This is a genomic window from Williamsia muralis NBRC 105860 (genome assembly GCF_001598915.1).
GTDB lineage: Bacteria > Actinomycetota > Actinomycetes > Mycobacteriales > Mycobacteriaceae > Williamsia > Williamsia muralis.
This window is the reverse complement of sequence record NZ_BDAP01000002.1, coordinates 931530-944851: the sequence shown is the minus strand read 5'-3', so window position 1 is coordinate 944851 and position 13322 is coordinate 931530. Positions and strand designations below refer to the sequence as shown.

The following is a 13322-nucleotide window of genomic DNA, read 5'->3' as shown; positions in this document are numbered from 1 at the left end:
CGTGAGACGCTGATCCAGATATTGGTGAGCCAATCCTAACTTGATCGATGCCGTCGGGGGCGAACTCGACCTCTGGATTGCCGGACGTAAGGACAACAAAAGTGCGTATCAAGACAACCCGGTTGTCGCGCGGATTCACCCGCACGGCCGTCGCCACGGTGGCCGTCGCCGCCCTGGTGGGAACAGCGGCATGTTCGGCTCCCGACGAAGACAGTGACAGCTCAGGTGCTTCGGTCTCCGCGGAAGCCGGCGCCCTGCCCGTCACCATCACTCACAACCTCGGCGAGACCACCATCGAGACCGAGCCCAAGCGCATCGCGACGCTCGGCCCCGGCGATTCGGACATCTTGCTGGCTCTCGGCATCAGACCCACGACCATCGTTCCTTTCGGTGACCCGACCGGTAAGACCGCGATCGCTCCGTGGAACGAGAAGTACATCGCCGAGAACACCCCCGAGGTGCTCGGACTGGCCGCACAGGATCTGAACGGTGAGATCCCGAAGGCACTGGCCACCAACCCCGACATGATCGTCGCGGTGAACAACGCGGTCACCCAGGAGCAGTACGACAACCTCAAGAAGGTTGCGCCCACCCTCGTACGCGAAGCGCAGTACCAGGACTGGCTGATCCCTTGGGCCGCATCCACCGCCGAGATCGGCAAGGCCGTCGGCATGCCCGAGAAGACCCAGGAACTGATCGACCAGACCAATCAGAAGTTCGAGGACGCCAAGGCGAAGTACCCGAACATGGTCGGCAAGAAGTCGGCCGTGATCATCGCCGGCACCGACGGCTCCATTTCCATCTACGGCCCCGGTGACGGTCGCGGACAGATGCTGACCAACCTCGGCCAGGTGTTCCCCAAGGAACTCGAGCAGCTCGTGACCAGCGGCTTCTACGGAACCATCTCGAACGAGAATCTCAACCTGCTCAACAACCTCGACCAGGTGGTGGCCATCGACTGGGAGGGCTCCAACGAGCGGATGAAGACGAACCCGGTCTTCAACAACCTCGACATCGTCAAGCGCGGGGGCGTCATCTACCTCGACCAGCAGACCGGAACCGCGATGTCGGTGCCGACCGTGCTGACCATCCCCTGGGCTGTCGACCAGATCGCCCCGCAGCTCGGCAAATAGGCACTGCCGGCCTCGGCGCAACCCGAGGTCACAGCTCCGCTGGACCCCGCACAACCCGAGGTCACAGCTCCGCTGGACCTGGTCTGGGATGAGGTTTTTTGTTCCGGCCAGGTCCAGCGCCTACCGTGGTGGGCAGACTGTCCACAACGCCAGCACCAGGCAGGTCGCCCGGTTTTCGGCAGCGACCCCAACTGAACGAGAAAGACACTCCGACTCATGAGCGATCAGAACCGTCCGCTTCGCGTGGCCATCGTCGGTGCCGGTCCGGCCGGCATCTATGCCGCTGATGCCCTGATGAAGTCGGAGAAGGCCAAAGACCGTGGTGTCTCGATCGATCTGTTCGAGCGGATGCCGGCACCGTTCGGCCTGATCCGCTACGGCGTGGCACCGGATCACCCGCGCATCAAGGGCATCATCACCGCGCTGCACAAGGTGCTGGACAAGCCGCAGATCCGGTTGATCGGCAACGTCAACTACGGCAGCGACATCGTCCTCGAAGACCTGCAGCAGATGTACGACGCGGTCATCTTCTCCACCGGCGCCACCGACGACCGGGCGATGAACCTGCCCGGCATCGACCTCGACGGCTCCTACGGCGCCGCGCAGTTCGTGGCCTGGTACGACGGACATCCCGACTTCCCACGCACCTGGCCGCTCGAGGCCGAGAAGGTCGCGGTCATCGGTGTCGGCAACGTCGCCTTGGACGTGGCGCGCGTGCTGGCCAAGACCGGCGACGAACTGCTGCCCACCGAGATCCCCGCCAACGTCTACGAGGGCCTCAAGAACAACAAGGCCACCGAGGTCCACGTGTTCGGACGGCGCGGACCGGCTCAGGCCAAGTTCACCCCGCTCGAGCTCAAAGAGCTCGACCACTCGCCGACCATCGACGTGATCGTCAATCCCGAGGACATCGACTACGACGAGGGCTCCACCGTCGCCCGTCGGTCGTCGAAGATCACCGATCAGGTCGCAACGATCATCGAGCAGTACGCGATCCGCGACCCCAAGGGCCGCCCGCACAAGCTGTTCCTGCACTTCTTCGAGTCGCCCGTGGAAATCCTGGGCGACGACGGCAAGGTCGTCGGTCTGCGCACCGAACGGACCGAGCTCGACGGCACCGGCAACGTCAAGGGCACCGGCAATTTCACCGACTGGGAGCTGGGTGCGGTCTACCGGGCCGTGGGCTACCTCTCGGACAACCTGCCGCAGATCCCGTTCGACGACCAGGCCGGCGTGATCCCCAACGAAGCGGGCCGCATCTTCAACGACGGCTCCCACATGACCGGCATGTACACCACCGGCTGGATCAAGCGCGGACCCGTCGGCCTCATCGGCCACACCAAGGGCGACGCCAACGAGACCGTCGACTGCCTGCTCGACGACATGCACGAGGGCAAGCTCCTCGAACCGGCCGAGCCCGGCGAGGACGCGATCATCAAGTACCTCGAGGACAAGAGCGTCGCCTTCACCACCTGGGACGGCTGGTACCGGCTCGATGAGCACGAACGCGCACTCGGAGCCGCCGAGGGCCGCGAACGCGTGAAGGTCGTCGAGCGCGAAGACATGCTCGCAGCCTCTGAGCCCGACAAGGTCAACAGGGCCTGACGCTGGGGTTGCGGAAGCTCGGGCTGTAGACCGAGCTTCTGCTGGTTCAGTGAGCGGCGGTAACTGCCGGCACGATCCTCGTCGTAGCGCGGTCTGCAGAGCGTGCATCTGCCAGTTCACCGAGCGACTGGGATAGCCGGCTCGCGAACCTCGCACAAGCTCGGTCTACAGAGCGCGCATCTGCCGGTTAGCCGAGCGACTGGGATAGCCGGCTCGCGAACCTCGCAGAAGCTCGGGCTACAGACCGCGCATCTGCCAGTTCACCGAGCGACCGAAACCGCCGCCGAGCCAACCCCTCAATCGACAGCAAACTCCAACGCATCCCGCACGAACTCCGCGTATCGGCGATGGTCGACGCCAGTGGGTGCGTAGTTCTTGCCGAACCGTTCGTCGTCGACGTACATCTGGCCGAGGCCACGCACGTAGTCGGCCGACACTGTCGCACCGCTCAGTGCGAGCCACTCCAGATGACGGGCCGCTAGATGGCGGGCTCGCTCCCCTGACGGGTCCTCCCCCGCATCGGTGAGCTCGATCCACTGTGCAGCGATGGCCCGATGTTCTGCGGCGAAGTCTGCACGCTGCTCATCGGTGAGTGAGCGATACCAGCGATCGGATGTCGCGTAGACGTCAGCGCCCCAGCGACTTTCGACCTCCTCGCGATGGACGGTGTGGTCGAATCCGGCGAATGCGTCGGTGGGCATGATGTCGAGTCCCTTCTCCAGGTGGGTGATGGTGTGTTCGACCGACGACATCTGGGCATCGATGCTGTCGCGTCGAGACCGCAGTGTCGTGAGGAGTTCCCCGAGCGCTGCTCGTGGATCTTGTTGTCCGGCAAGCACGTCAGCGATTCGCGGCAGCGACAGACCCAACTCGCGCAAGATCAGGATGCGCTGCAGACGGACCACTGCCGCTGAGTCGTAGTACCGGATGCCGCCGGCGCCCGTCCGTGACGGCAACAGCAGCCCGAACTGCTCGTAGTGCCGCAACGTGCGCGGCGTGACGCCCGAACTACGGGCGATCTCCCCGATCGGATGATCCATCTCGGCCTCCTCAGGCGGTCGAGAACCACTGTGCCCGTTGACGCTGCGTCAACCGCAAGGCCTTTGGCAACACCCGCACCCGGCAGACGCAAAGATCCCTCCCCCAGACAGATCGTGTCCGGGAGAGGGATCGAGTGGTGGTGCTGTTCACCCGCCGTGGTGGGTGCTGGGTGCGAGCGTCAGTTCGGGATGCTCTGAACGCTGAACCAGTAGCCGATGTTGTTCTGCAGCGGGTCGATCTCGCTGGAGATCGTGTAGCCGGAGATGGACGTCGGGAAGCAGCCGAACCACTTGGTCTCGATGGTCAGGGACTGGCCCTTCTTGAGGACCGGGGCGAACTTCTGCGCGCCGTTGAACTCCTGGAGCGTGACGTTGGGCCAGTCGCGACCGTATGCGGTGACCTTCATCCAGCGCTTGGTGTGCCAGGCGTTGACCCAGGGATCACCGGGCTTGCCCCACTCGCAGCTGACGCCGCCGGTGAGGTCGAGGTCGAACGGGCCCACGGGGGCGGCCTGTGCGGGCGCGGCGGCAACAACGCTGCCTGCGGCAATACCCACAGTCGCGGCTACGGCTGCGGCGGCGCGAATCAACTTCTGTTTCATTCTTCACTCCTCCAGGTCTGGCCACGGATGTGACTCATGGGGTTATCGCCTGATGACAGCCTGAGTGTTAGCCAAGAAACAGATAAGAAACACAGTGTCTGCGATTCGTTACCGTTCCGTGATCCAAAGCCATGGACCGCGGGAAGATTTCGCAGTACCGGAGAAGGTTAGGGTAACCTGCCTACCGTCGACGTCGTCATCCCGACACCGACCACCCGCACAACTACCGCATACACATGCATTGAACTACACAAGACAGGTCCCGTAGATCTTGGTCAACAAATCGCGACGCATACCCGGGGTGGTACTGCTACTGGTCCTCCTGGCCATCGTCTGCGCGGCCTCGATCGCGATCGGGTCCCGCGTCATCCCCCTGCCCGAGGTCTGGGACGCGCTGTGGGCGGACAACGTTCCAGGAGCGCCCGACGCCGTCGGAATCGTGCATGACCTACGCATCCCCCGCACCGTGTTGGGCCTGGTGGTCGGTCTTGCGGTCGGCGCCGCGGGTGCGCTCACACAGGGCCATACGCGCAATCCACTGGCCGACCCGGGCATCCTCGGCGTCAACGCGGGCGCTGCTTTTGCAGTGGTCACGGGCGTCTACGTCCTGGGTATCACCACACCCATCCAGTACATGGGCTTCGGGTTGCTCGGCGCGATGGCGGCCTCCTCGCTGGTGTTCTTCCTCGCGTCGGTGGGCAAGGGTGCCAGCCCGCTGACGCTGATCCTCGCCGGCACCGGACTCTCGGCGATGCTGGTGGCACTGACATCCGCGATCGTCCTGATCGACACCGCATCGCTGGAAGCCTGGCGCTTCTGGCAGGTGGGATCAGTGGCCGGGCGAGGATTCGACGTCATCCTCGCCACGCTCCCGTTCATCATCCCGGGGCTCATCTTGGCGATCGCCAGCGGCTTCTTCCTCAACATCCTGTCCTTGGGCGACGAGATGACCAAGGCCCTGGGTTCGCGGATCGTTCAGGTGCGGATCGCCGGCATCCTCGCGATCACGCTGCTCGTCGGGTCTGCGACCGCAGCGTGCGGGCCGATCGTGTTCCTCGGCCTGGTGGCGCCGCACGTGGCCCGGTTCTTCACCGGCCCCGACTATCGCTGGGTGGTGCCCTACTCGGCGCTCATCGGTGCCGTCGCCCTCGTCGGTTGCGACGTGCTCGGCCGGATGATCGCCCGCCCCGGCGAGATCCAGGCCGGCATCGTCCTGGCTGCCGTCGGCGCCCCGTTCTTCATCGCCCTGGTACGCGCAAAGAAGTTGGTGGCGGTATGACCGTGAAGTCGGTGGCGGCATGACCGCAGTGGCAGATCCCCCCGAGCACAAACCGGCACCGCTGCCGGCCCGGCACCTGCGCCGCACCACGGTGCGGGTGGCCGGCGGCTCGTTCGTCGTGCGGCCGTGGGCAACGGGCGTCGGACTGGTGCTGGCCGCGCTGGCCGTCGTCCTGTTCGCGGTCAGCATCGGCACCAGCGATTTCCCGATGTCCCCCATTGATGTCGGGCGGATCCTGCTCGGCGGCGGCACCCGCGCGGAGAACGTGGTCGTCTTCGACACCCAGTTGCCGATCGGCCTGGTGAGTCTGCTGGTCGGGATGGGTCTGGGGATGTCCGGCGCACTCACCCAGGTGATCGCCCGCAACCCGTTGGCGACGCCCGACATGCTCGGCATCACCTCCGGGGCGAGTGCGGCCGCGGTAGCCGTGATCGCCTTCGGATCCACGTGGGCCTCGTGGCTGGCCGACCTCGGGCTCGCCGTGGCGGCCATGCTCGGCGGACTTCTCACCGCCACCGCGATGTACATCCTCACCTGGCGCAAGGGCATCGACCCCATCCGTCTGGTGCTCGTCGGCGTCGCGCTGACGTGGGGTCTGCAGGCCGTGATCGCCTATCTGCTCACCCGCGCCAATGTGGATCAGGTGCAGCGGGCGCAGCTGTGGATTGTCGGATCGGTGTCCGGTGCGGGCTGGAAAGCGGTGTGGCCCCCGTTGATCGTGCTGATCCCGGCCATCCTGATCGTGCTCGCCCAGTCCCGAAATCTCTCGATCCTCAGTCTGGGCGAGGACGTGTGCCGCGGGCTGGGTATCCGCGCCAACCCGGTGTCGGCGCTCATCCTCATCGTCGCGGTCATCGTGGCGGCGGTCTGCGTCTCCTCCGCCGGCCCGATCGCGTTTGTCGCCTTGCTCGCACCTCAGATCGCGATGCGGCTCACCCGGGCGGAAGTCCCGGGACCGATCACCGCCGGGCTGACCGGTGCGTGCCTCGTGTTGGGTGGAGACCTGTTGTGCCGCACGGTGTTGCCGGCTGGACTCCCCGTCGGTGTCGTCACCGCAGGCATCGGTGGCCCCGCCCTCATCTACCTCATGGTCCAGATCAACCGAAAGGCCTCGGTATGAGTGCCCTGTACTCGGAACAGTCCGCGGGACGCATCGCGGCCACCGGCCTCCAGGTCGGCTACGGCGACCGACCCATCATCGACGGTCTCGACATCTCGATCCCCGACGGCAAGGTCACCACCATCGTCGGCCCCAACGGGTGCGGTAAATCCACGCTGTTGCGCTCGCTGGTACGTCTGCTCAAGCCGACTGCGGGGCAGGTGCTGCTCGACGGCCGCGACATCGCGACGCTGCGCACCAAAGAGGTGGCCAAGATCCTCGGGCTGCTGCCCCAGAACCCCGTTGCCCCAGAGGGTTTGACGGTTGTCGACCTGGTCTCGCGAGGTCGTCACCCCCACCAGTCCTGGTACAAGCAGTGGTCGCCGGAAGACGAGGTCGCCGTCGCGCAGGCGCTGGAGCTGACCGACTGCACCGACCTTGCCGAGCGGACCATCGACGCGTTGTCCGGTGGTCAGCGACAACGGGTCTGGATCGCGTTGACGCTGGCACAGCAGACCGATGTGGTGATGCTGGACGAGCCGACCACCTACCTCGACCTGTCGCATTCGATCGATGTGCTCGACCTCGTCGACGACCTGTGCCGCATGCACGGCAAGACCGTGGTGATGGTGCTCCACGACCTCAATCTGGCTGTGCGCTACAGCGATTGGTTGGTGGTGATGAGAGAGGGAGAGATCATCCGAGAGGGAACGCCCTCCGACGTCATCACAACCGATCTGTTGCAGGAGGCCTTCGGGTTGTCATCGCAGGTGCTCACCGACCCGGTGTCGGGTGGGCCGATGATCGTGCCCATCGGTCGCAAGCGCTGACCCGACCGCCGGCGCACTAGAAAGCGAACGCCGCTCCGAACCACAGCGACGCGGCAAGCAGCGCGCCGGCCAGTTCGATCACGATGGCCAATCCCGCGGCCTTCGTCGCGGCGATGGCTCCACGCCAGCCGGCTTCGATGCTCTTGAGCCGCGCCCACTCGGCGAGGAACGCTCCGAGCACGAACCCGATCGGCAGGCCCACCACCGGGATCACGAAGAACCCGACGATCCCGAGCAGACCGCCCAGGACCACCGTTCGGCCGGGCACCCCCGAGTCCTTCATCGACTTGTTCGCGAAGACGTACTTCACGATGGCCGAGACGCCGAGCAACGCGGCAGCGGCCGCGAACACCAGCCAACCCGCGCCACCGACGACAAACGCCCACACCCCGATGGCAACGAAGATGAGGCTCAGTCCGGGCAGCACCGGCACGACCACACCGCACAACCCCAGAAAGATCACCAGGGCGACGATGACCTCGCCGACAAAAGGCACGTGTTCTCCCCGCTACCGGTTCTCGTCGCCCGAGCCGGCGGGTTTGTTCAGCCGGGGTCCGGCCGGCGGTCCGGCCTGTGCCGGGGCAGGGGTCTTGGGCGGCGAGGGCTGCGCTCCTGGCGGACGTCGGGTGACCCGTGTCATCCCCGGATCGGGAGGGGTCGACTCGCGCGGCGGTTCCTCGCGGATCGCGGGCACCGCACGGGTGTCGGCCTGCGGTGACGTGCTGATCGGCCGCACCAGGCGGGCCGCTTCACCGGCGCGTGCGCGGGCTGTCTGGATGTCGTCGGCGGTCGCGATCACCACACCCATCCGGCGACGGGCAAAGCTTTCGGGCTTGCCGAACAACCGGATGTCCGTCTCCGGGACAGCCAGGGCAGCAGCGACGTTCTCGAAGGCGATCGCCGGTTCGTCCAGGCCGCCATAGATCACCGCTGATGCTCCTGGAGAGGCCAGCGTGACGTCCACCGGCAATCCGAGGATCGCGCGCGCATGCATGTCGAACTCGGACAGCCGCTGCGTTCCGAGGGTGACCAGACCGGTGTCGTGCGGTCGGGGGCTGACCTCGGAGAAGTACACGTCGTCGTCTTTGACGAACATCTCGACACCGAAGATGCCGCGGCCACCGAGCCGGCCGTCGCCGAGCGCCGCGGCGATGCGTGCGGCCACCGACGTGGCGCCGCCCAGCGCGGTTTCGCTCATCGGCTGAGGCTGCCACGACTCGACGTAGTCGCCCTGTTGCTGGCGGTGTCCGATCGGTGCGCAGAAGTACGTGCCGAGACGGCCGGTGTTCGGATCGACGGCGCGCACGGTCAGCAAGGTGATCTCGTAGTCGAAGTCGATGAAACCCTCGACGATGACCCGTCCACCCTGGACGCGACCGCCGGCGACGGCGTGGTCCCAGGCCCGGTCGACCTCGTCCGGCCCGCGCACCACACTCTGGCCCTTGCCCGACGACGACATCACCGGTTTGACCACACACGGGAACCCGACCCGGTTGGTCGCAGCGCGGACCTCGTCGGCCGAATCGGCGAACGCGTACGGCGACGTCGGAAGACCCAGCCTCTCGTCGGCCAGCCGACGGATGCCCTCGCGGTTCATCGTCAGGGCCGTGGCACGCGCGGTGGGGATCACCTCGGTCAGACCGTCTTCGTGGACCTCGACGAGGACCTCGGTGGCGATGGCCTCGATCTCGGGGACCACAAAGTCGGGTTGCTCGGCCTCGATCACGGCACGGAGTGCGCGCGGGTCGGTCATGTTCACCACGTGTGAGCGGTGGGCGACCTGATGGCCCGGAGCGTTCGGATAGCGATCGACCGCAACCACTTCGACGCCGAGCCGCTGGAAGGCGATGATCACTTCTTTGCCGAGTTCCCCGGCGCCGAGCAACATCACCTTCGTGGCGCCCGGGGTCAGTGGAGTGCCGATACGGTCGGGCACGGCAGAGATGACAACGCCGCTTCCCGAGGTATTGGTAGTCACAGAGCTAAGGCTAGCGCCTTCGGTCGGCCGGTTTACACCTGACGATCACCGGGCGCGGACTGCCGAGGCCGGGTCAGCCCATCTGGGCATGCCGATAGCACCAGCGCCACGTCTCGCCGGGCTCGGCCGAACGCATCACCGGGTGCCCGGTGGACTTGAAATGTGCGGTGGCGTGCTTACGGGGACTCGAATCACAGCAGGCGACGTGTCCGCAGGTCAGGCATTTACGAAGGTGCGCCCAGTGATCGACGCCCTCGGCAACGCAGTCCTGGCATGCATCTTGCGAGTCGACCGGTGGGTCCGCCGACGGATCCTCACTGGTCTGGACGAGTTCGGGGCACAATTCGTCCGCCACGTCGGCAAGCAATGTGGACGGTTTGATGTTGCGGTGCATGACCGACCGGATGGGGTTGCGCATCAGGTCCTTCCTCATGTGGTTCGCGAGCGGGCTCAGGCCGCAGACCTCGGCAGCGGGAGACGTCTGCGGCGAGAACAATTCCATTCTCCCGTATCTTTGGCTGGTTCGGTCGGGTGTGCGCTGAGGGAGGAATTCGGGCGGTGGACGAAGGACTGTTGATCGTCGCCGTGGTCGCGGTGATCCTGGCCGCCATCTGTCGCCGATTCGGGCTCTCTGCCCCGTTGGTGCTGGTGGTGGTGGGGCTGGGGCTCGGTTGGATCCCAGGTCTTCCCGAGTTCACCCTGGAACCCGAGCTGGTCCTGTTCGCGGTGCTGCCGCCGCTGCTCTACTCGGCGGCGCTGGACAGTTCATATGTGGCGTTGCGCAAGAACGTACGCGCGGTCGGACTGCTGGCCGTCGGGCTGCCGCTCGCGACCACCGCGGGGGTCGGAGTGGTCGCGTACTACGCCGTCCCCGACCTCCCCTGGGCCGCCGCCTTTGTCCTGGGTGCGGTGATCGCCCCGCCCGATGCTGTGTCTGCGCAGGCCGTCGGTCGTCGTCTGGGTCTGCCCCGGCGCGTGATGACGCTGCTGGGCGGCGAGAGCCTGCTCAACGACGCCACCGCACTGACGGCCTACCGCTTGGCGCTGGCCGCGGCGGTGGGCGCGACCACCACCGTGTGGGACGGCATCCTGGCCTTCCTGATCGCTGCCGTCGGCGGCCTGATCGTGGGACTTGCTGCCGGGCTCGCGGTCGCCTTCATGCGCCATTTCCTCACCGATCCCCCGATGGAGACGGCACTGGGAATCATCGCGCCGTTCGCGATCTACTTCGTCGCCGAGGAGATCCACGCATCGGGTGTGATCGCGGTTGTCGCGGCGGGCCTGTACCTGGGTCAGCGGTCGGTGCGCGAGGGATACGCCACCCGCCTGCAGGACAATGCCGTCTGGCGTTCGATCGACGCCATCCTCGAGTCGTTTGTCTTCCTGCTCATCGGACTCCAGCTCCCGCAGGTCATCGAAGGGCTGGGAGACCGCTCGACTGCCGCGATCTGCTGGGCTGCGGCGGCGGTGTTCGCCGCGACCATCGCGATCCGCATCGTCTGGGTGTTCGGAGCGACGTACGGTGCCCGGCTGTTCCCACGAATACGTGAGCGTGAACCGTACCCACAGCCCGGCGCGGTGTTCGTGGTGTCGTGGGCCGGTATGCGCGGGGTGGTCAGTCTTGCTGCGGCCTTTGCCATTCCACTCACCGTCGATGACGGTTCACAGTTCCCGGCCCGCGACGCGATCTTGTTCCTCACCTTCGTGGTGGTGGTCGGGACCTTGTTGTTGCAGGGGACCACGCTGCCGTTGCTCATCAGGTGGCTCGGTGTGCAGGGTGATGAGAGGCAGGCCGATCTGGTGGGCCTGGCCCGCGCCCAGGACCGCGCCGGCCGGACCGCGTTCGCGCGGCTCGAGCAGATCAAGGCCGAAATACCCGAGGGCGACGCACGCCTGGAGCAGGTGAAGATCTTGGAGCACTGGATCCGGGCCCGCAAGAACCTTGCGTGGGAAGGACTGGGCCGGGACTCCGACGAGATCGGCGAGAGTCCGACGGAGGCGTACAACCGGATCCGCAACGAGCTCATCCAGATTCAGCGCGAGGTGTTCATCGACGAACGCGACCGCGGGCGGATCGACGACGAGGTGCTTCGGAGCGCGTTGCGGCAGCTCGATCTCGCCGAAGGTCTAGGCGACAGCCGAAAGCAGTTGTGACAGGCGACAGCCGAAAGCAGTTGTGACGAGCGGTCTGTCAGTCGGCGGAGCTCTGGGTCGCGTACACCTCGGTGGCCTCGGAGCGGCCACGTAACACCGTCGAGTCCTGGTGGTGCCATTGTGACGCTTCGGATTTCGATGCCGCCTCGACCGCGCGGCCCGATGAGAGAGGGCGGCCCGGGTCCTTTTTCGCGAGTTCACTGAGCCGGGCGGCCTCGTTCACGGCGTCGCCGATGACGGTGTACTCGAAACGCTGGATGGCGCCCACGTTGCCCGCGACCACCGGACCGTAGGCGACCCCGATGCCCGCCTGCAGTTGCGGCACCTTGATGGCCAGTTCCTCGCTGATCTCACGCGCGGCGACGAGGGCCGATGCGGCGGAATCGGACAGGCCGATCGGGGCCCCGAACACGGCGAGCACCGCGTCGCCCTGGAACTTGTTGACCAGTCCGTCGTGCTTCTCGACGGTCGATACCACCACGGCGAAGAACTGGTTCAGGATGTTCACCACATCGGCGGGCGGGCGGGTGGCGGCCAAGGTGGTGGAGCCGATGACGTCGATGAACAGCACGGCGACGGTCTGTTCGCTGCCGCCGAGTTCGGGGTCCTGCGCCAAGGCGGCCTCGGCGACCTCCTTGCCGACGTGACGGCCGAACAGGTCGCGCAAACGCTCGCGTTCGCCGAGACCGGCGACCATCGAGTTGAAGCCCGCCTGCAGGTCGCCGAGTTCGGTGCCGTCGAAGACCACCACCCGTACGTCGTTGTCTCCGCTGCGAACCCGGCTCATCCCCTGCCGGACGGTACGGATGGGCGCGACGATGCTGTCCATGCTGAGGAAGTTGAGGATCGACCCGGTGAACAGTGCGGTGGCGCTCAGGACCGTGACGGCGATGAAGATGTCGACCTTGGTGGTGTCGTCGCGGAACAGTCCGAAGATGACCACGAGCATCACCCCGACGATGGGGATGCCTGATCCCACCGACCAGGTCAGCATTCCGCGGGTGCGCAAGCTGCCGCGGCGGGCGGCGCGAACGTGCCCGGCTTCGAGAGCCTGAGCCGCCACCGGCCGGAGGGAGAACTCGGTCAGCAGATACGCGATGGAGCACACCACGGCTGCCGAGAGCCCCACCACGAATGCGATCTTGGGGATGAGGGCAGCGTCGTAGACCCCGTACGCGGTGGTGAACAGGATGCCGGCCACCACCCACAGCGCGGCCTGCAGCCTGGTGAGCAGTGCGGGCGCCTTCAGTGCTGCGCGCGCCTGGGCCGCCGTCGGCGGTTCGTCTCGCAACGCCCACCGGAGTCGTCGCAGTACTCGGGTGGTGCCCACCCACAGTCCGATCAGGAACGCCAGGGACACATAGACCGGCACCACAATGAAGTTGACCCACCACAGACCGGACTGCAGCACGCTCGGCTCCGGGATGCCGATGGTCACCAGCAGGATCACCATGCCGGCACCGATGGCGTTGGCGGTGAGGACACCGACGGAGATCAGGAGCTGGATCCGGATCCGCTTCTTGTGGATGGAGTCCTGCGTGGACCCCAGGAGGATGGATCCATAGTCGGACTCGCGCCGCCAGAGCCTCATCGGCGCTCCGG

At 66.2% G+C, this 13322-nt stretch carries 12 protein-coding genes; 6 read left to right on the top strand and 6 right to left on the bottom strand.

Going from position 1 to position 13322, the window contains the following annotated elements; all coding sequences use genetic code 11:
* Nucleotides 1-101: 101 nt before the first annotated feature.
* Nucleotides 102-1133, top strand: a complete 1032-nt coding sequence (locus WIMU1_RS11085; RefSeq protein ID WP_245968913.1) for an ABC transporter substrate-binding protein — start codon at nucleotides 102-104, stop codon at nucleotides 1131-1133.
* A gap of 216 nt (nucleotides 1134-1349) precedes the next feature.
* Nucleotides 1350-2738 (top strand): FAD-dependent oxidoreductase, encoded by a 1389-nt coding sequence (locus WIMU1_RS11080; protein WP_062797117.1) that lies wholly within the window; start codon nucleotides 1350-1352, stop codon nucleotides 2736-2738.
* A 296-nt stretch (nucleotides 2739-3034) separates the two neighbouring features.
* Here the strand turns inward: WIMU1_RS11080 and WIMU1_RS11075 are convergent, their stop codons facing one another.
* Complete coding sequence (locus tag WIMU1_RS11075) at nucleotides 3035-3778, bottom strand: MerR family transcriptional regulator (protein WP_062797115.1); 744 nt, start codon at nucleotides 3776-3778, stop codon at nucleotides 3035-3037.
* A 179-nt stretch (nucleotides 3779-3957) separates the two neighbouring features.
* Nucleotides 3958-4380, bottom strand: coding sequence for a hypothetical protein (locus tag WIMU1_RS11070; RefSeq protein WP_030172470.1), 423 nt, complete (start codon nucleotides 4378-4380; stop codon nucleotides 3958-3960).
* A gap of 271 nt (nucleotides 4381-4651) precedes the next feature.
* Between WIMU1_RS11070 and WIMU1_RS11065 the strand changes: the two genes are divergently transcribed.
* The 3 genes from WIMU1_RS11065 to WIMU1_RS11055 are packed head-to-tail and all read left to right on the top strand — an operon-like array spanning nucleotide 4652 to nucleotide 7588.
* A complete protein-coding gene (locus WIMU1_RS11065; protein WP_062797113.1) occupies nucleotides 4652-5659 on the top strand; it encodes a FecCD family ABC transporter permease in 1008 nt (335 codons plus the stop codon).
* Nucleotides 5660-5678: 19 nt separating this feature from the next.
* Nucleotides 5679-6779 carry a FecCD family ABC transporter permease gene (locus tag WIMU1_RS11060; protein ID WP_062797111.1) on the top strand — a complete coding sequence of 367 codons (1101 nt, stop codon included), beginning with the start codon at nucleotides 5679-5681 and terminating at the stop codon, nucleotides 6777-6779.
* Nucleotides 6776-7588, top strand: a complete 813-nt coding sequence (locus WIMU1_RS11055) for an ABC transporter ATP-binding protein (protein ID WP_062797109.1) — start codon at nucleotides 6776-6778, stop codon at nucleotides 7586-7588. The genes WIMU1_RS11060 and WIMU1_RS11055 overlap by 4 nt, the downstream gene beginning before the upstream one ends.
* A gap of 16 nt (nucleotides 7589-7604) precedes the next feature.
* Here the strand turns inward: WIMU1_RS11055 and WIMU1_RS11050 are convergent, their stop codons facing one another.
* The 3 genes from WIMU1_RS11050 to WIMU1_RS11040 form a co-directional block, all read right to left on the bottom strand.
* The gene (locus WIMU1_RS11050) at nucleotides 7605-8084 is read right to left on the bottom strand and encodes a DUF456 domain-containing protein (RefSeq protein WP_062797107.1); all 480 of its coding nucleotides are present in this window, start codon (nucleotides 8082-8084) and stop codon (nucleotides 7605-7607) included.
* A gap of 12 nt (nucleotides 8085-8096) precedes the next feature.
* Nucleotides 8097-9566, bottom strand: a complete 1470-nt coding sequence (purT, locus tag WIMU1_RS11045; RefSeq protein ID WP_371850293.1) for a formate-dependent phosphoribosylglycinamide formyltransferase — start codon at nucleotides 9564-9566, stop codon at nucleotides 8097-8099.
* 73 nt (nucleotides 9567-9639) lie between these two features.
* A complete protein-coding gene (locus tag WIMU1_RS11040) occupies nucleotides 9640-9960 on the bottom strand; it encodes a UBP-type zinc finger domain-containing protein (protein ID WP_120802928.1) in 321 nt (106 codons plus the stop codon).
* Between the two features lie 164 nt (nucleotides 9961-10124).
* Here WIMU1_RS11040 and WIMU1_RS11035 point away from each other — a divergent pair, with 164 nt between their 5' ends.
* Nucleotides 10125-11720 carry a Na+/H+ antiporter gene (locus WIMU1_RS11035; protein ID WP_030172447.1) on the top strand — a complete coding sequence of 532 codons (1596 nt, stop codon included), beginning with the start codon at nucleotides 10125-10127 and terminating at the stop codon, nucleotides 11718-11720.
* 37 nt (nucleotides 11721-11757) lie between these two features.
* Here WIMU1_RS11035 and WIMU1_RS11030 read toward each other — a convergent pair whose 3' ends face one another.
* Nucleotides 11758-13311 carry an adenylate/guanylate cyclase domain-containing protein gene (locus WIMU1_RS11030; RefSeq protein ID WP_062797105.1) on the bottom strand — a complete coding sequence of 518 codons (1554 nt, stop codon included), beginning with the start codon at nucleotides 13309-13311 and terminating at the stop codon, nucleotides 11758-11760.
* Nucleotides 13312-13322: the final 11 nt, after the last annotated feature.